Source organism: Kitasatospora sp. NPDC056184 (assembly GCF_042268405.1).
Lineage (GTDB): Bacteria > Actinomycetota > Actinomycetes > Streptomycetales > Streptomycetaceae > Kitasatospora.
The window spans coordinates 241,661-258,265 of the sequence record NZ_JBHJUI010000001.1 but is presented as its reverse complement, the minus strand read 5'-3'; the positions used below and the strand labels follow the sequence as shown (position 1 = coordinate 258,265).

General features: G+C 72.7%; 14 protein-coding genes and 1 pseudogene. 11 read left to right on the top strand and 4 right to left on the bottom strand.

Annotated elements, in window-relative coordinates:
- Nucleotides 1–220: 220 nt before the first annotated feature.
- The 4 genes and pseudogenes from ACFC0B_RS00805 to ACFC0B_RS00790 form a co-directional block, all read left to right on the top strand.
- Nucleotides 221–553, top strand: coding sequence for a PadR family transcriptional regulator (locus tag ACFC0B_RS00805; RefSeq protein WP_073810844.1), 333 nt, complete (start codon nucleotides 221–223; stop codon nucleotides 551–553).
- Nucleotides 554–1,261: 708 nt separating this feature from the next.
- Nucleotides 1,262–1,435: a hypothetical protein gene (locus ACFC0B_RS00800; RefSeq protein ID WP_376080242.1), complete on the top strand. Its 174-nt coding sequence runs from the start codon at nucleotides 1,262–1,264 to the stop codon at nucleotides 1,433–1,435.
- 179 nt (nucleotides 1,436–1,614) lie between these two features.
- Nucleotides 1,615–1,902 (top strand): transposase, encoded by a 288-nt coding sequence (locus ACFC0B_RS00795; protein ID WP_376080239.1) that lies wholly within the window; start codon nucleotides 1,615–1,617, stop codon nucleotides 1,900–1,902.
- Between the two features lie 205 nt (nucleotides 1,903–2,107).
- Nucleotides 2,108–2,299: pseudogene (locus tag ACFC0B_RS00790) on the top strand (IS982 family transposase); the annotation flags it as partial.
- Between the two features lie 206 nt (nucleotides 2,300–2,505).
- Here ACFC0B_RS00790 and ACFC0B_RS00785 read toward each other — a convergent pair.
- The gene (locus ACFC0B_RS00785; RefSeq protein ID WP_376080236.1) at nucleotides 2,506–3,435 is read right to left on the bottom strand and encodes an NADP-dependent oxidoreductase; all 930 of its coding nucleotides are present in this window, start codon (nucleotides 3,433–3,435) and stop codon (nucleotides 2,506–2,508) included.
- Between the two features lie 87 nt (nucleotides 3,436–3,522).
- On the opposite strand from ACFC0B_RS00785, the gene ACFC0B_RS00780 reads away from it, so the two are divergent.
- From ACFC0B_RS00780 to ACFC0B_RS00755, 6 genes are all read left to right on the top strand, one after another.
- Nucleotides 3,523–4,458 (top strand): AraC family transcriptional regulator, encoded by a 936-nt coding sequence (locus ACFC0B_RS00780; RefSeq protein WP_376080234.1) that lies wholly within the window; start codon nucleotides 3,523–3,525, stop codon nucleotides 4,456–4,458.
- Nucleotides 4,459–4,640: 182 nt separating this feature from the next.
- Complete coding sequence (locus tag ACFC0B_RS00775; protein WP_376080231.1) at nucleotides 4,641–5,210, top strand: hypothetical protein; 570 nt, start codon at nucleotides 4,641–4,643, stop codon at nucleotides 5,208–5,210.
- Nucleotides 5,207–6,346 carry a peptidoglycan-binding protein gene (locus ACFC0B_RS00770; protein WP_376080229.1) on the top strand — a complete coding sequence of 380 codons (1,140 nt, stop codon included), beginning with the start codon at nucleotides 5,207–5,209 and terminating at the stop codon, nucleotides 6,344–6,346. Before ACFC0B_RS00775 ends, ACFC0B_RS00770 begins: the two co-directional genes overlap by 4 nt.
- Entirely contained in the window at nucleotides 6,343–7,026 is a 684-nt protein-coding gene (locus ACFC0B_RS00765) for an ABC transporter ATP-binding protein (RefSeq protein WP_376080226.1), read from the top strand. The genes ACFC0B_RS00770 and ACFC0B_RS00765 overlap by 4 nt, the downstream gene beginning before the upstream one ends.
- 92 nt (nucleotides 7,027–7,118) lie before the next feature.
- A complete protein-coding gene (locus tag ACFC0B_RS00760) occupies nucleotides 7,119–8,246 on the top strand; it encodes an ABC transporter permease (protein WP_376082306.1) in 1,128 nt (375 codons plus the stop codon).
- A 43-nt stretch (nucleotides 8,247–8,289) separates the two neighbouring features.
- A complete protein-coding gene (locus tag ACFC0B_RS00755; protein WP_376080224.1) occupies nucleotides 8,290–9,750 on the top strand; it encodes a S41 family peptidase in 1,461 nt (486 codons plus the stop codon).
- Nucleotides 9,751–9,785: 35 nt separating this feature from the next.
- Here ACFC0B_RS00755 and ACFC0B_RS00750 read toward each other — a convergent pair whose 3' ends face one another.
- On the bottom strand, nucleotides 9,786–10,958 hold the full coding sequence (locus ACFC0B_RS00750) for a sensor histidine kinase (RefSeq protein ID WP_376080221.1): 1,173 nt from the start codon (nucleotides 10,956–10,958) through the stop codon (nucleotides 9,786–9,788).
- Between the two features lie 14 nt (nucleotides 10,959–10,972).
- Entirely contained in the window at nucleotides 10,973–11,623 is a 651-nt protein-coding gene (locus ACFC0B_RS00745) for a response regulator transcription factor (RefSeq protein ID WP_376080218.1), read from the bottom strand.
- 286 nt (nucleotides 11,624–11,909) lie between these two features.
- Here ACFC0B_RS00745 and ACFC0B_RS00740 point away from each other — a divergent pair, with 286 nt between their 5' ends.
- Nucleotides 11,910–13,184 (top strand): hypothetical protein, encoded by a 1,275-nt coding sequence (locus ACFC0B_RS00740; RefSeq protein WP_376080215.1) that lies wholly within the window; start codon nucleotides 11,910–11,912, stop codon nucleotides 13,182–13,184.
- 111 nt (nucleotides 13,185–13,295) lie between these two features.
- Here ACFC0B_RS00740 and ACFC0B_RS00735 read toward each other — a convergent pair whose 3' ends face one another.
- Nucleotides 13,296–16,580 (bottom strand): discoidin domain-containing protein, encoded by a 3,285-nt coding sequence (locus ACFC0B_RS00735; RefSeq protein ID WP_376080212.1) that lies wholly within the window; start codon nucleotides 16,578–16,580, stop codon nucleotides 13,296–13,298.
- Nucleotides 16,581–16,605: the final 25 nt, after the last annotated feature.

The window sequence follows — 16,605 nt, the reverse complement described above, 5'->3', positions numbered from 1 at the left end:
CGGGTGCTGCACCGAGCCGCCGGCAGTGACGTGAATCACAGCCGGGACGGAAGGGTGTCCCAGGACCTCGCGCCGCTGCCGCCCGGGGTGCGGGCGGGGCCCGGCGAAGCGGAGGGCCGCCGGGTGGGCGGCCCGCAGTCGGCCGAGAAGAACGGGGGCGCCTCTTGCCAGATACTACGGTGACCGTACTACGGTGTGCCGGGTGAAGAACAAGCGCTCCATGCAGGAGCCGACCTTCCTCCTCCTCACCGCACTCGCCGACCGGCCGCGCCACGGCTACGCGCTCGGGGACGAGGTCGCCGCGATCTCCGACGGTCGGGTGCGACTGGGCGCAGGCAGCCTCTACGGCACCCTTGACCGCCTGCTGGCTGAGGGGCTGATCCGCGTCGAGCGCGAGGAGACGGTGGACGGACGCCCCCGACGCGTGTTCACCCTCACCCCGGACGGAGAACAGTCGCTCAGGACCGAGGCCGACCGCCTGCGCTCCGCCCTGCGCGAGGCGGACCGCCGCCTGGCGGCACCCCGGACCCGTTCCGCAGGAGGCTCGGCATGACCTCGCAGCACCCCCTGAACGCCTGGCTTCTCCGGCGGGCCCTCGCGCTCTACCCGTCCTCGTACGGCACCGGCGCGCTCGCGGAGGTGACCGACTTCGCCGCCCGCCGGATCGCTCTCCGGTCCGGCCGGAGGGCTGCGCGAGGTGGCCGACGTCGCCGGGCACGGAGTCCGGGTCCTGCTCGGCCTGGTCTCCCACCGCCCGACGGGCCGGGCCTTCGCCGCCGCCCCAGGGGTGGGCCGTGGTGACGACCAGGCCGGCGTCGAAGACGAACAACGGGCGGCGGAAGACCGCCACCAGGCTGCGCAGCGGGTGCCGGACCACGTCCGGCACCCGCTGCCGGGAACGGGGGGCCATCCCCGCGGGCGCGGGGAGCAGTCGCGCATCCGGCGCAGCGCCTCGTCGGCCTGGGGGCCATCTCCGCCCGCGCCGGGGCGCCGTAGAACGCCCCGTACCGGGACGCCTGCTCATCCGTCAGAAACTCGACCGCCACAACGGCCCTCCGAAGATCGACAACATCGACCCGCGAAGGTTGGAGCCCACGATCAGCCCAGGTCAACGGCCTCCGGAGACCGGCCCGGCCTTAGCGCACGATCTGGCATGGATGTTCCTCAACCCCCGGGAAGCATTCCGCAACATCCAATATCCGCGCCTACCAATATCCACCAGGACAACGGCATCGCCCACCACGAGGCGTACGACCAGGGCATGCGCCGCCTGAGCTGCCGGGCCTGCCCGCTTGCGCACACCGACGACCTTGTCCGCAGCGCGCAGATCAACCCCGGGCTGTTCGACGAGTACGCCGACGCCGAGGACGAGATGGGCAACCCGTTCAAGAAATCGATCAGCTTGCGCGGGATCGTCGAACGCGCCCGAAGCTGACTGGCGGCGGTCGGCTGAGAGTCTTTCCGCCGAGCCGTAGGCCCAGAGAGGCCCGGCAGGGCGCACAAAGTGCGCGGGAATCCTGCCGGGCCGATGGCCGGCCACCGCGAGACCTCAACAGACCCACAGCCGAACCAGCCACCATCGTTCCACAACTGATCGATCACCAGGGGCACCCCGTGGATGTCGAGGCGCGGCCGAGCTTGCAGATGCGCGGCACCTCGCCACTGGTTCCTGAACACAAGAACTTGACAGGGAACACCACCTTGCTGCGGCGCCTGGTCCGCCTGGCCAAGATGCGCTGGCGGATCGAACACGACTACCGCGAGATGAAGCACGGCCTGGGCCTGGACCACTTCGAAGGCCGAACCTGGCGCGGCTGGCATCACCACGTCACCCTCGTCACCGCTGCCCACGCCTTTCTCACCCTCCGGCGCCACGACCCAAAAGTCGAGGCGCCGGCCTGAGCTTCTACCAGGTCCTCGACCAGATCCAGGACCTCTTGGCCTGCTGGACCGGCACCTGCAAAACCTGCCAACAACCAATCCCGGCAAGGGCATCCAGGCGAAATGCCCGGCCACCAACCCCAACCTAACGAAGTACTACTAGATGATTGATGCCAAGGGCCCACTGGCGTGCATGAGATGAAGCGAGGGAGTCCAAAGGCCGGTTGTGACGCCTGACCTGGACTCCCTCGCGACCGCACTCTATGTGAAGACCGACGACCTGCTGAAGGAATCGCCGCATCTGGCGCCGTGGCGTCGCGAGATCGGCATCGCGCCCCGGCTGAGCGACGCCGAGCTGGTCACCCTCGCGGTGATGCAGGCCCTGCTCGGCTTCACCTCCGAACGCCGCCGGCTCCGTGGCCGTGCAGAGGCTCCCTTCTCCTCGCCCAGGAGGCCATCTCCGGCGGCGACCTTCCGCAACTCGGGGGAACCTCACCCTCGCAGGACGGGGGGTGGCGGACCGGAGGGGACCGGCGCGGGAGGGCCGGCCAGGGCTGCACAGGCCACGTGCTCAGCCGCGTGCACGTGAACGTGCCCTCCGGGTCGTGGGCGCCGCCGGCGATCTCAGGGGATGATGATGACCTTGCCGCGGATCCGGCCGGCATCACTGAGGCGGTGGACGTCCGCGAGGTCGGCCAGCGGGTGGGATGCGCTGATGTCGAGGGTGACCTCACCCGCATCGACGAGCGCCACGAGCTCCGCGAGCTGCGCCACATCGTTGCGGGCGACCATGTGCATCGCCTTCACCCCGGCCTCGACAGGCGGCTCGACCGGGGTGGCGACCGAGACGATCCGCCCGCCCGCCCGTACCGCGGAGGCCAGATCCGCGGCGTCGTGCGGGCTCAGCGGAACGAGGTTGAGCAGAATGTCCACCGGCCTGTCGAGCGCGGTGGCGACCGGCACGGCGGTGTAGTCGATCACGTGGTCCGCCCCCTGCCGCAGGACGGCCCGGGTGCTGCGGGCGCCGGCCGTGGCGATCACCTCCGCTCCGGCACGCTTGGCGAGCTGTGTCACGAAGCCGCCGACCCCTCCCCCCGCACCGTTGACCAGCACCCGCTGGCCGGCGGTCACCTTCCCGTGCTCGAACACCGCCTGCCAGGCGGTCAGGCCGGCCAGGGGAAGGGCCGCAGCGTGCGCGAGAGGAACGGATGCCGGCGCCGGAACCAGCAGTGCGCCCGGCGCCCGAACGTACTCGGCAGCCGCGCCCGCAGCCTCCAGCCGCCCGACGACCCGGTCGCCGACAGCGAACCCGGCAGTTCCCGGGCCGGTCTCGGCCACCGTGCCGGCGACGTCCCAGCCCGGCGTGTAGGGGAGGTCCACGGGCAGGAACGCCTGCAGCAGTCCGGCGCGCAACGCGGCCTCGGTGGGATTGAACGATGTCGCCGCGACACGGACGAGCACTTCACCGCCGGCCGGTCGAGGCTGCGGAACGTCTTCGTAGCGGATCACGGACGCGTCGCCGAAGGCGTGAATGCGCGAGGTCTTCATCGTCATGCCGCGAATCTACGGCCGCCCGCAGGGCGGATCCATGTGTCAGAGTTCCCCGTTCATACGCGCGCGTCTCCCCCGTACGCTCGCCCCATGGATGTGCTCAGCGATGTGATCACGGTGGCGCGGACCGGCCGGCCCCGGTCGGCGTACGTGCGATGGCACGCCCCGTGGGGACAGCAGTTCGCGTCCGTACCGGGGTCGGTGGCCTTCCAGATGGTCCTGGAGGGCTCCTGCTGGATCCTGTCCCAGCACTCGGCGCCGGTCCGACTGGGCGCGGGCGATGTGCTGTTCCTGCCGCACGGCAGTGGGCACACGCTGGCCGACGGCCCGGCAACCGCGGTCACGGCCCCGGCCTGTCCCCCTGACGACCCCGAACTGCCCGAGTCGTACGCGACGGACACCGTCGACCGGTTCGGCCAGGGCGGTCCGGCCACCGTGATGCTCTGCGGGGCCTACCAGATCGACCCGTCCCGGACCCACCCACTGCTGCTGACCCTGCCTGACCTGATCCACCTGCGGGCCGACCCGAGCCGCCACCACGAGCTGAACGCAGCGGTGGAACTCCTCGCCTCCGAGATGCGTCATCCGCGTCCGGGCACCAGCGCGACCGTCCCCGCGCTCCTGGACACGCTCCTGATGTACATCCTGCGCAGGTGGCTCGCCGAACAGCCCGGTCGCGGCAGCACCACCGGTTGGGCTGCCGCCCTCAACGACCCGGCGGTCACCGCCGCCCTCCACGCCGTCCATCGGGACCCGGCGGCTCCCTGGACCGTGGCGGAGCTCGCCGCGGAAGCGGGCCTCTCCCGGGCGGCGTTCGCCAGGCGCTTCTCCTCACTGATCGGCCGGCCGCCCCTCGGCTACCTGACCTGGTGGCGGATGACCACGGCAGCCCGCCTGCTACGGGAGACGGGAGCGCCCCTGAGATCCATCGCCCCCCAGGTGGGATACACATCCGAGTTCGCGTTCGCCACCGCGTTCAAGCGCACGCACGGGGTGGCCCCCGGCGCGTACCGGCGGATGAGCTGAGCCGGCCGCAGAGCACCGCGAGCACGTGCGGGTGTACGCCGACGAGACCGTCGGTGATCCCCGAGCGGCGCCCGCTGTCACCGCGCTGACACCGCCCGCTTGCGAGTCTCGATGCGTTCCACCCCGGCCCGTCCGCGCACCGCGTGGGCGGCGGGGGGACTCATCCGAGCCAGGGAGAGAGAATGCGCGTCAGAGCGGGACTAGCGCTCGCCATGGTGCTGCTGGTCGGCACGGTGGCCTGCGGCGCGGGCGGCGGCGACCGGGAGCGGGTCGCGTCGGCGGGATCCGGCAAGCCGACCGCGACCGCGACCGCGAGCAAGGACGCCGGCAAGGACGCCGGCAAGGGCACCGCGGCGGACTTCGCGAAGTGCATGCGCGACAACGGCGTACCGGAGTTCCCCGACCCCGAGGCGAACGGGTCGATGGTGGTGCCGGAGGGCACCGACAAGAGCAAGATCGACGCGGCGCACACGAAGTGCAAGGACAAGGCGCCGAACGGTGGCGAGCCGCCGAAGACGAGCGCCGAGGACCAGGAGAAGCTTCGCCGGTTCGCGCAGTGCATGCGCAGCAACGGGCTTCCGGGGTTCCCCGACCCCGACCCGAACAGCAGCGGCATGATGCTCGGTCAGGACAGCGGCCTGGACCCGGAGTCGGCGGCCTTCAAGGCCGCCGAGGAGAAGTGCCGGCAGTTCCAGCCCGACGCTCTCAACGGCGCCAGGCCGGGCGGCAAGGCCGCGGGGGCGAGGGGATGAGCGGCACCGAGCGGCAGCGGCGCCGCGGCGGCGGGGCCGCGATGACGACCTTCGCGATCCTCGCCGTGGGCGCCGGTGCGATGGCGGCGACCGGCGTCGGGCTCCCGCGCGGGGGCGGCGCTCCCACGGGCCCTTCCGACCGGCAGACCCGGGCCACCGCCACGGTCGACCGGCAGACCCTGGTGGACACCCGGACGGAGACGGGCTCGCTCACCTACGGCGAGACCGTCACGGTCAAGGGCTCGCTCGGCGGTACCGTCACCCGGCTGCCGGGGGTGGGATCGATCGTCGCGCGCGGGTCGGCGCTGTACATGGTGGACAACAAGCCGGTGGTCCTGCTGTACGGATCGCTCCCCGCCTACCGGACGCTGAAGGCAGGCCAGGAGGGCGAGGACGTCGAGCAGTTGGAGCAGAACCTCGCCGCACTCGGCTACACCGGCTTCACGGTGGACCGGAAGTTCACCGAGGCGACCGCGACCGCGGTCAGGAAGTGGCAGGCCGCCCTCGGCCTGGACGAGAGCGGCGAGGTCGAGGCGGGCCGCGTCCACTACGCCTCCGGGCAGGTACGGGTGGACTCCCGTACGGCGGCGAGCGGCGACGCGCTGCAGCCCGGCAAGGAGTTGCTCGCGTACAGCGGCACCCGCCGCGTGGTCGAGGTGACGCTCGGCATGGACGAGCAGCGGCTGGCCGCGAAGGGCACCGAGGTGACGCTCAACCTGCCCACCGGCACGAGCACCCGGGGCGAGGTCGCCGCCACCCGGACGGTCACCAGCGGGGGCGGCGGCGGCTCGGGCGGCGCCGGGAGCGCCAGCGGGAGCACCGGCGGGAGCACCGGCGGCGGCGACTCGGCGAAGACCGAGCTGAAGGTCACCGTCTCCGTCGACGACCAGGCCGCGCTGGAGGGCCTCGACCAGTCGAGCACCGACGTCCTGTTCACCGCGTCGAAGCGCGACAACGTCCTGACCGTACCGACGGGCGCGCTGCTCGCCCTGACCGAGGGCGGCTACGGGGTCCAGGTGGTCGAGGCCACCGGCACCCGCATCCTGCCCGTCACCACCGGCATGTTCGCCAACGGCCGGGTCGAGGTCTCCGGCGACGGACTCGCCGAGGGCACGGCCGTCGGGGTGCCGTCATGACCGGGCGGGACACCCGGCGGACCGTGGTCGAGCTCGACGGCGTCTCCAAGTCCTACCCCGCCGGCGTCACCGCGCTGCGGGACGTGACGCTCGCCATCGGCCACGGCGAGATGGTCGGCATCGTCGGCCCGTCCGGCTCGGGCAAGTCCACGATGCTGCACCTGGCCGGCACCCTCGACCGGCCCTCGGCGGGCACCGTCCGCATCGACGGCCGCGACGTCGCCCGGCTCGGCGACCGCCGGCTGTCCGCACTGCGGGCGCACCGGATCGGCTTCGTCTTCCAGCAGTTCCACCTCGCGCCCGGCCGGAGCGCCCTGGACAACGTCGCCGACGGGGTCCTGTACGCCGGCCTGCCGCTCCGGGAGCGCCGGCGACGGGCCCGCCGGGCTCTCGAACGCGTCGGCCTGGCCGAGCGGATGACGCACCTGCCGCACGAGCTGTCCGGCGGGCAGCGCCAGCGCGTCGCCATCGCCCGCGCGATCGTCGGCGAACCACCGCTGCTGCTCGCCGACGAGCCGACCGGCAACCTCGACTCGGCCTCGGGCACCGCGGTGCTGGAGCTGCTGCGCGAGCTCAACTCCGCCGGGACGACGGTCCTCGTCATCACCCACGACCGGGACCTGGCCTCCTCGCTGCCCCGGCAGGTGGCGCTGCGCGACGGGGAGGTGGTGTCGTCGTGACGGCCGCGGACGGACAGCGGCCGCCCACGCCCTCCCGGCTCGGGCCGCGCGATGTGCTGCGGGTGGGCGGCGAAGGTCTGCGCACCCGTCCGATGCGGGTGTTCCTCTCCGCGCTCGGCATCGCGATCGGTATCGCCGCGATGGTGTCGGTGGTCGGCATCTCGTCCTCCTCGCGGGCCGATCTCGACCGGCAGTTGGAGGCGCTGGGCACCAACCTGCTCACGGTGGCGCCGGGCAAGACGCTGACGGGCGGCGACGCCAAGCTGCCCGAGGAGTCGGTCGCGATGATCCGGCGGATCGGCCCGGTGCGGCAGGCCGCCGCGACCGGGGCGCTCAGCGGCCCCGAGGGCAAGGTCTACCGGACGGACCGCATCGCCAAGGGCGAGAGCGGCGGCATCTCGGTGCAGGCCGCCGATCTCGACCTGCCCGACACGGCGGGCGCCACGCTCGCCAAGGGGGCCTGGCTCAACGCGGCCACCGCCACGTACCCGGCCGCGGTGCTGGGTTCGGCGGCGGCGCAGCGGCTGGGCATCACCACGGTGGACCCCGACGTACGGATCCGCGTGGGCGGTACCTGGTTCACCGTGGTGGGCATCCTGCGGCCCGTGCCGCTGGCACACCAGTTGGACAATGCGACGCTGATCGGTTGGGACGCGGCCCGGACCTACCTGGGGTTCGACGGCCATCCGACGACCGTCTACACCCGCTCGGCGGACGCTTCGGTCGAGGCGGTCCGCGACGTGCTCGCGGCGACGGCGAACCCGCAGGCGCCCGACGAGGTGAAGGTGTCGCGGCCGTCCGACGCCCTCGCCGCCCGCAGCGCCGCGAACTCCGCCTTCACCAGCCTGCTCGTCGGCCTGGGCGCGGTCGCCCTCCTGGTCGGCGGCGTCGGGGTGGCGAACACGATGGTGATCTCCGTGCTCGAACGCCGCGGCGAGATCGGCCTGCGCCGCTCGCTGGGCGCGACGCGCGGCCAGATCCGTACGCAGTTCCTCTCCGAGTCGCTGATCCTCTCGGCGCTCGGCGGCCTCGGCGGCGTCCTGCTCGGCGTCGCGGTCACCACCGGGTACGCGACGACCCAGGGCTGGCCGGCCGTCGTACCGGCCTGGGCCTCGGCGGGCGGCGCCGGGGCGACGCTCGCCATCGGCGCGCTGGCCGGGCTGTACCCGGCGATCCGGGCGGCGCGGCTTGCGCCGACGCAGGCGCTCTCGGCCCCGTGACGGGCCCGTACAGCGCATCACTCTCCCACTACAGGAGTCGACTTTGAACGACAGGATCCGAACGATCGGCCGGACCAGGCGCGCGCTGACGGCGGTGACGCTGGCCGCGCTCACGGCCGGCTCGGGCGTCGCCGCGTACGCGGACGTCCCCGACGGCGCGTCCGCCGCCTCGACCGGGGTGCAGGCGTGTCGCCCGCTGCCGGCCGACAGTGAGCCGCCGCAGCTGCCGGACCCGACGCCGACCACCACGGCGACCCTGCGGCAGGCGTACGAGTGCATCCTCGACAACGCGTACGCGGGCTCCCGGGTCGACACGCGCGAGTTGCTGCGCGCCGGCTTCAAGGCGTTCACCGAGGAGCTGATACGCCGCGGGGCCGACCGGCCCGAGGCCACCCTGGCCGGCCTGACCGGGCGCCGCGACCGGGACTGGAAGGCGTTCGCCGCGACCTACCAGCGGGTGACGGACGCCCTGCCGCAGGACGCGGATCTGCGGCAGGCCCTCGCGGGCGCCGTGATCAACGGGATGCTCTCCGCCCTGCACGACAACCACGTGCGCTGGGACGGCTTCCGGCCGGGTGGTGGCGGCGGCGGCCCGTTCTCGCTGGGGTTCCTCGAATCCGCCTCCGGCCGGTTCACCCCGCAGTTCGCGGACGCCGCCCCGCCGCTCTACGTCAAGCTGGTCAAGGCCGGCGGCCCGGCCGACCTGGCGGGCCTGAAGCCGGGTGACGTCCTGGTCGCGGTCAACGGCGTCCCGGTCGAGGTCAACGGCAGGATCACCACCGGCGTCATGGAGTGGCTGCACCCGAAGAGCGACCGGGACGCCGTGAAGGTGACGGTGAAGCGCCCGTCCACCGACGAGACGCTCTCGGTGGACCTGCGCCCCTACCGGCGCACGCCGGCTCTTCCGGCCGTGGCGGTCACCCTGCTGCCCGGCAACGTGGCCGGGGTGACCCTCCCGGCCATGCTCCCCGGGTTCGCCGACGAGGCGCTCGCGAAGATCGCGGAGCTGCGGAGGACCACCGGGCTGCGCGGCATCGTCTTCGACGTGCGCGGCAACGGCGGCGGGCGCGCGGAGGAGGGCCTCAAGCTGATCAGCTCCTTCGCCCACGGCAAGGTCGTCGGCCGGGACTGCGACGTGCGGAACCACTGCACCGAGACCCGTACGGACGACACCGTCGCGCTGCTCGACCTGCCGTACGCGGTGGTCACCGACAGCATGTGCGCGTCGGCCTGCGAGGACTTCGTCGCCAACACGAAGTTCCTCGGCCTGGGCAAGGTGGTCGGCACCCGCACGATGGGCGCCGTGTCGGGGCTGCAGAACGGGTTCCAGCTCAACGACAACAGCGTGCTGATCATGCCCACCACGCGCCACCACTGGGCGAACGGCGAGGTGGTCGACGAGATCGGCGTCCCGGTCGACCACCCCGCCGAGCGGACCGCCGAGGACCTCTCCGACGGGCGGGACCCTGCTCTGGACAAGGCCCTTTCGCTGCTTGCGAGTTAGCCGCCCTCAAGGCCCCTGGCCGGCATCACTCACGGTCAGGGGCCTTCTCCTGTCCGGCCACGAGGCGGCCCGACGGCGGTCGCGGCCGGGAATCGGACCGCGACCGTCAGCCCGCCCTCGGGCCCGGCCTCGGCCCGCAGCGCCGCCCTGTGCGCCTCGCTGATCGCCGAGACGATCGACAGCCCGAGCCCGGCACTCGGCCCGGTGCCGGTCCGCGGCGCACCCGATCTCCGGAAGGGTTCGAAGAGCTCGCCGACCCGTTCGGCGGGGACGGGCGGACCGGTGTTGCTCACGGTGACTCCGTGGACCGGCGAGGTCCGCACGGTCACCCGGCCGCCCTCGTGGTTGTAGCGGATGCCGTTGTGGACGAGGTTGCCGATCAACCGGGTGATCATCACGGGGTCGCCGACCGTCTCGACCGGCACCAGGTCGAGGCGGACGGTGACGCCGGCCGCCGCCGCGACGTCGCGGTGCTGGTCCGCGGCCTCGTAGGCGAGCTCCGCGAGGTCGACCAGTGACGGTTCTTCAGGCGACCGCTCACCGCGGGCGAGGGTCATCAGGCCCTCGATCAGCCGCTCGGTGCGGAGGTTGGTGTCGAGCAACTCCCGACGGATCCGGGCCACCTTCTCCGGCGTCGGGTCGGCGAGCCCGACCTCGATCGCGACGCGCTGCACGGCGAGCGGGGTGCGCAGCTCGTGCGAGGCATTGGCGGCGAACCTGCGCTGGCTGTCCGCGGCCCGTTCCAGCCGGTCGAGCATCTCGTCGAACGTGTCGGCCAGCTCCCGGAGCTCGTCCTGCGGACCCGCGAGCGCGATCCGCTCGTGCAGGTTGGAGAGCGACAGCCGCCGCGCGGTCGCGGTGATCCGGTGCACCGGCCGCAGCACCCGCCCGGCGACCCACCAGCCGACCAGCGCGCTGAGCACGGCGAGTGCGGCCGCGGCGATCCAGGTCGCGGTCCACTGGTGCTCGCGGACGGCGATCTGAAGCGCGTGGCCGGACTCGGCGCCGCCCGGCCCGAGCCGGATCGACTCACCGGCCGGCGGCAGGGCCCCGGGCGGCACGTCACCGGCCGGGTGGACCAGGCGCACCTCGCCGCCGATCTTCGGCGGCAGGAGCAGGTTCACCGCGACCAGGACGGTGGTCGTGGTGGCCGTGAAGAGCCCCGCGTACAGCGCGGTCAGCCTGGCCCGGACCGTCGTCAGCCGCACGGGGATCCTTGCCGTCACAGCCGGTACCCGCCGTGCGCAGTGACGATCACCGGAGGCTCGCCCAGCTTGCCCCGCAGCCTGCGGACGGTCACCTTCACGACCGTCGTGAAGGGATCGGCGTTCTCGTCCCACACCCGCTCCAGCAGCTCCTCCGCGGTCACCACCGCCCCCCGCGCCCGCATCAGCACCTCCAGGAGGGCGAACTCCTTGCGCGACAGCGCCAGGTACCGCCCGTTCCGGAACGCCTCCCGCCGCGGCCCGTCCAGGGTGATGCCCGCATGCTCCAGCACCGGCGCCGACGCCGGCGACTGCCGCCGGCTCAGCGCCTGCACCCGGGCCACCAGTTCCGCGTACGCGAACGGCTTGACCAGGTAGTCGTCCGCCCCCAGCCCCAGCCCCGCGACGCGGTCACTCACCGCGTCCGCCGCCGTCAGCATGAGGATCCGCACCCGCGCCCCGCTCCGCACCACCTCACGGCACACCTCGTCCCCGTGCACCTCGGGCAGATCCCGGTCGAGCACCACCACGTCGTACGCGTTCACCGCCAACCGCTCCAACGCCGCCGCCCCGTCGTACACGACGTCCACCGCCATCGCGTCCCCGCGCAGCCCGTCCGCCAGCAGATCGGCCATGAGCCGCTCGTCCTCCACCAATAGAACTCGCATGTACGCCTTGTAACACAGCGCCGGTGACAGGCCGGTGACAGCCCGAGGGCTGCGGCGACAGCGCCTGACGCACCGTTCTTCACGAAAGCGACGAGACCGACGCCGCCGACGTGGCGTCGAGGACCCGCGACCCGATCGCCGTTGCCGCCGTTGCCGCCGCAGCCGCTGGCCGGCCGGAGCCCCCGCGCGAATTCCCCGGCCGCAGTCCCGCCCCTCGGTAAGATCGAATCCACAACTGCCCAGATGAAAACCGGGGGATCTCGTGCGAGTTGTGAGCAGGGCTGCCATGTGCGCAATGATCGCGGCCGGCATGGTCGTGCTCGTCGGCTGCTCCGGCGGGTCGGTCGGTCGGCCCGCGCCGCCGGACGAGGGGGCCGGCAAGGGGGCCGCCGCCCAGGCTTTCGATCCTCCGCTCAAGTTCGGCACGGGCGTCAAGCTGGCCGCCGACTCGAGCCGCTCCACGGAGTCGGCCCTCCGGGGCACTGTCGCGTACCTGCTCACCGAGGCGGCACTAGAGGCGTACGACACCAGGACCGGCGCGAGGCTCTGGTCGGCGCAGGAGCCCGGCATGGCCGCCGGGGTGAAGGAGCGGGCCGTGTCCGGCGGAGCCCCCCTGGTGTTCGCGGAGCAGGGTGGTCGTGCCGTCGTGCTGTTCGGGTACAAGAAGTACACCGAAGGCAGCGGCACGACGGCCGGGCTCACGTCGACCTACGTCTGCGCGGTGGACGCGGAGACCGGCAAGGTCTCGTGGACGGTCGAGCTTCCGGTGACGGCCGTCAAGGGCTCCATCGTCCTGGCCCCGGCAGTCGTCGGTGTGGACGGCACCCATGCGGTCGTCAGGGTCACCACCGGCCCCGGCCCGCGGCTGAGCGACGGCGCCGGCGCGGTGAGCTACGGCGTGGACCTCGGCACGCACCAGGTGGCTTGGGAGCAGAAGAGCTTCGCCGCGGCCGCCGTCGACAAGGGAACCGTCGTCGGTGCCCGGATCCCCGCAGCGGTCGAGTGGGACTCCGAACGGTGGACCGCGACGACCGGGAAGATCGCGCTGGAGGGACGGTCCGCCGCAGACGGGTCGGTGCGTTGGGCGGACCCGCGGGACCTGTTCGGACTGAACGTCCGGCGTGTAGGAGCCGGGATGTTCTCCGTACGGGCCAACACGGAGTACAAGGAGCACACCCCGGCCCACCAACTCCTCGACGTCGCCACCGGCACGGTACCCGCCGGGATGACGGCGGAGGTCTCAGGGCGTCTCGCGGACGGGCGCTGCGCCTACGACCAGCGCTCGGTCGTCGTGTGCCGCGGCGAGAAGGACATGAGCGCCGTGGACGCCGAATCCCACAGCCTCCTGTGGACGATCTCCGGTGCCGACGCCACCCGCAACGTCCCTGACCTGGACACCGCCTGGCACGGGGCCGTGTACGGACGCGCCGGCAAGAACTACGTCGTCGTCGACGCCAGGACGGGCCAGGACCGCGCAACCCTCGACGGCCCTGGCGTGCACGTGGTGAACGAGTACGCCGGGCTCGACCTGGACTTCACCGCCCGTCCTGCCCTCGGCTGATCCCGGCGACACCGTCCCCGGGCGGCTGACGCGGTCCGACCGGGCCCGCTCCGCGGCCGAAGAGGCCGCAGCCCCGAGGGCTGCGGCCTCCCCGCACGGGTCCGCCGGGGATCAGCCCGCGGCGATCTCGCCGAACTGCAGGTAGTGCTCGCCGAACTGGTCGGTGCTCAGCTTCGTCGCGACGACGCGCACGTACCGCGCGCCGGTCGGTGCGAAGGTGAACTCCTCGCCCGCGGCGCCCGGCCGGGTCTGGCCGGTGCGGGAGGCCACCGTGGTCCAGGCGGACTTGTCCGCGGAGACCTGCACGGTGTAGTCGACCGGGAAGCCCCGCCCCGTGTTCGCGCCGTCGGTGCGCGGGGTCAGGCGCACTCGGCTGAGCACATTGGTGCTCTGGAGGTCGACCGTGATCCACTCGCCGGCCGCCGGGCCGGACGCCTTGGCGCTGCTCCAGCCCATCGAGTACCCGAGCGCGGAGTTCACCACCCCGTCGGTCGCCCCGGCCCGGCCCCAGCCGTCGGCCTCCACGCTGCTGGAGGACTCCACCGGCCGGTTCACCGCCAGGTTGCCGCCGGCGGTCTCGATCTCGGCCAGCTGGAGGTGGTAGTTGCCGTGCGGGTCGGTGCGCAGCTTGGTGGCGGCGACCCTGACGTAGCGCACGTCCGCCGGCGGGAACGCGAAGGACTGGGCGGAGGCGTCCGGCCGCGGGTAGCCGGTGCGGTCGGCGACGGTGGTCCAGGCGGTGCCGTCGGCCGAGACCTGGACGGTGAAGTCGACCGGGAAGCCCGCGCCGGTGTCGGCGCCGTCGGCGCGCGGGTAGAGGTCGACCCGCCCGGTGCGCCGGACGGCGCCGAGGTCCACCGACACCCACTCGGCGTGGTCGGCGGAGGAGCTGCCGGCGCTGCTCCAGCCGGTGGGGCCGTCCGTCCGGCCGCGGCGCCCGTCGGTGACGGCGGCCAGGGACCAGCCGTCCGCCTCGTAGCTGCTGGAGGCGGTGACGGCGGCGTTCTCGGCGGCGTCGGTGCCGGGGTTGAGCCGCACGTTGTCGAAGCGGGCGCCGGCGTGGCCGGTGGCGAGTCCGACGCCGCCGACGGGGTAGCCCGTGTCGGTGAGGGTGATCAGGAGCGTGGTCCCGGCGAAGACGCGCAGGGTGTCGCCGCGGGCGTCGACCCGCAGGGCCACCGTCTGCCCCGGGGTGTAGCCGGGCACGGGGGCGGCGGCCAGGGTGGTGCCGCTGCGGTGGACGAAGACCTCGCCGTTGTTGCGCAGGGCCACCAGGTAGCCGGTGTGCGCGTCGGTCGGGTTCTGGCTGCGGATCGTCAGCCCGGCCCAGTCGGTGTCGCCGCCGTCGTCGGCGTCGGTGCCGGTGATCCGCACGTCGACGGAGGCCGCGACGTCGCGGTAGGCGCGGCCGGCGATGCCGGAGACCGTGTCCCAGCCGCTGCGGACGTCGCTCTGGACGTAGCCGCCGTCGGCGGTGACCGACCAGCTGCCGACCGTGTGGCGCCACCGGCTGTCGTTGCCGGCGGAGAAGTCGTCGGCGAACGGGAAGGCCGCGTCGGGGCCGCCGGAGGCGAGCGCGTCCAGGATCTGCCGGTGGCGCTGGTCGGTGTCGGCGCCGGAGGTGGAGAACTCGGTGGTGTTGGTGATCAGCGAGCCGATCAGGGCGCGGGCGAGCACCGGCTTGGCGGCGGCGAGCTGGTTCAGCAGCTCGAAGTCCTGGATGCCGGCGAGCAGGGCCTCGCTGCGGACGCTGTTGTAGAGCTCGTACTTGTCGTTGTTCGGCCCCCGGTTGGGGCGGACCAGGAAGCGGTCACCGTCCTGCCAGTCGTTGAGGGTGTCGACGCGGCTGAAGCCCTTGTCCGGGTCGGTCCAGTGGTTCCAGCCCCAGTGGAGGAAGCCGTTGCCTCCGAGGGCCGCGACCATCCAGGGCGTCAGGCGCGACTCGGACAGCGGGTAGCTGATGAACCGGTTGAGGTGGTGGTCCACGGGGCCGTTGCAGTAGTACAGCCAGAGGTCCTTCCCGGAGAGCCGGAGGTTCTGGTAGTACGCGGCGTTGGGGTCGTAGTTGAGGCCGTCGGCCTGCGGGGTCACGGTGCCCAGGACGGCGTCGATGGCGGGGGCGAGGCCGTTGTGGGCCTCGTTCGTCAGGCCCTGCGGGAAGTGGCCGCGGTACTGCTCGTAGAACCAGGGCGCGGTCACGCTCTGGAGGGGCAGGTCGTCACCGCTCGGCTCGTCGACGGCGCTCATGTAGAGGACGTCGCTCCAGCGCCGGCCCGGGGCGCAGGTCGGGCCCGGGTCGAGGCACTTGGTGTCGAGGTGGGCCTTGAGCGCGGCGAAGACCTTGTCGAGGTACTCCGCGGCCACGTCCCGCTCGGTCTTGGTCGTCAGCGGCAGGTGCTCGACCTTCACGCCGCCCTGTCCGTCGGTGACGAGGGCCTCCAGGCCCTTGCCGTGGTCCTCGATCAGGGTGGGGGTGTAGATGTACTGGAGCGAGCCGGCGTCCTGGAAGAGCTGGACGAAGCGGTCGAAGTCCTTCCACTGGAAGGTGTACTCGCCCTCGACCAGGGTGGTGTCGCGCACGGCGAGGGCCTGGAAGTCGGCGTAGATCACGTTGTTGCGGTGCTCGGCGTGGTTGGCCGCGAAGTTCTTCATCACCTCCCACCAGCCGTCGCTGAAGTCCTCGACGCCGTACTGGGCCCGGATGGAGGTGGAGCTCCAGTTGTAGTCCCAGCCGACCGAGGTGAACCAGTTGTTCATCCGGAAGGCGGAGCGGTTGGCCGGGGGCACGTCGACCGGGTAGACGGTCACCGAGACGGGGACGTCGACGGCGCCTTCCGCGCTCCGGACGGTGGCCTTGCCGGTGTAGGTACCGGGTGCCTGGCCGGCCGGGACGTCGACGCTGTAGTAGTACGGCTGGGTGATGTCGGCCTTCAGGTCGTACGGCGTGTTGTCGACCAGCGCGTCGTAGTAGCTGCTGCCGCCGTCCGGCGGCTCCTGGTGGCCGTCCTTGCCGTTCAGCCACCACCAGGGCAGGACCTTGCCGACGACCGGGTGGTTGTACTCCCGGTTCACCGTGATCCGGGCGGCCGGGATGCCGGCGCCGCCGGGGCCGGCCAGGTCGCCGGGCACCACGTGGAGACCGGTCAGGTCGGTGCCGGAGCGGACGGCGATCTGGGCGGCCTGCGTCTCGTTGCGAGCGACAGCCAGGTCGACGGCCCGGGCGGGGCGCGACGGGGCGGGGGACGAGGAGAAGACGTGGTCGTAGCCGCTCTCCACCCAGACCGACGGCGGTGCGGGCTCGGCCGCGGCCTCGACCGCGGCCGTCCCCGGGACGAGGGCTGCGACCAGCAGGCATATCAGGGACGGGACGAGCGCCCGCGCGGGTGTTCTGTTCACGATCTCGCTTTCTGGCTCCACTGCC

Bases quoted from the DNA above. Each gene is read 5' to 3' on its own strand.
- ACFC0B_RS00805 (WP_073810844.1), top strand. From the start codon at position 221: ATGCAGGAGCCGACCTTCCTCCTCCTCACCGCACTCGCCGACCGGCCG.
- ACFC0B_RS00800 (WP_376080242.1), top strand. From the start codon at position 1,262: ATGCGCCGCCTGAGCTGCCGGGCCTGCCCGCTTGCGCACACCGACGAC.
- ACFC0B_RS00785 (WP_376080236.1), bottom strand. From the start codon at position 3,435: ATGACGATGAAGACCTCGCGCATTCACGCCTTCGGCGACGCGTCCGTG.
- ACFC0B_RS00780 (WP_376080234.1), top strand. From the start codon at position 3,523: ATGGATGTGCTCAGCGATGTGATCACGGTGGCGCGGACCGGCCGGCCC.
- ACFC0B_RS00775 (WP_376080231.1), top strand. From the start codon at position 4,641: ATGCGCGTCAGAGCGGGACTAGCGCTCGCCATGGTGCTGCTGGTCGGC.
- ACFC0B_RS00770 (WP_376080229.1), top strand. From the start codon at position 5,207: ATGAGCGGCACCGAGCGGCAGCGGCGCCGCGGCGGCGGGGCCGCGATG.
- ACFC0B_RS00765 (WP_376080226.1), top strand. From the start codon at position 6,343: ATGACCGGGCGGGACACCCGGCGGACCGTGGTCGAGCTCGACGGCGTC.
- ACFC0B_RS00760 (WP_376082306.1), top strand. From the start codon at position 7,119: ATGCGGGTGTTCCTCTCCGCGCTCGGCATCGCGATCGGTATCGCCGCG.
- ACFC0B_RS00745 (WP_376080218.1), bottom strand. From the start codon at position 11,623: ATGCGAGTTCTATTGGTGGAGGACGAGCGGCTCATGGCCGATCTGCTG.
- ACFC0B_RS00740 (WP_376080215.1), top strand. From the start codon at position 11,910: ATGTGCGCAATGATCGCGGCCGGCATGGTCGTGCTCGTCGGCTGCTCC.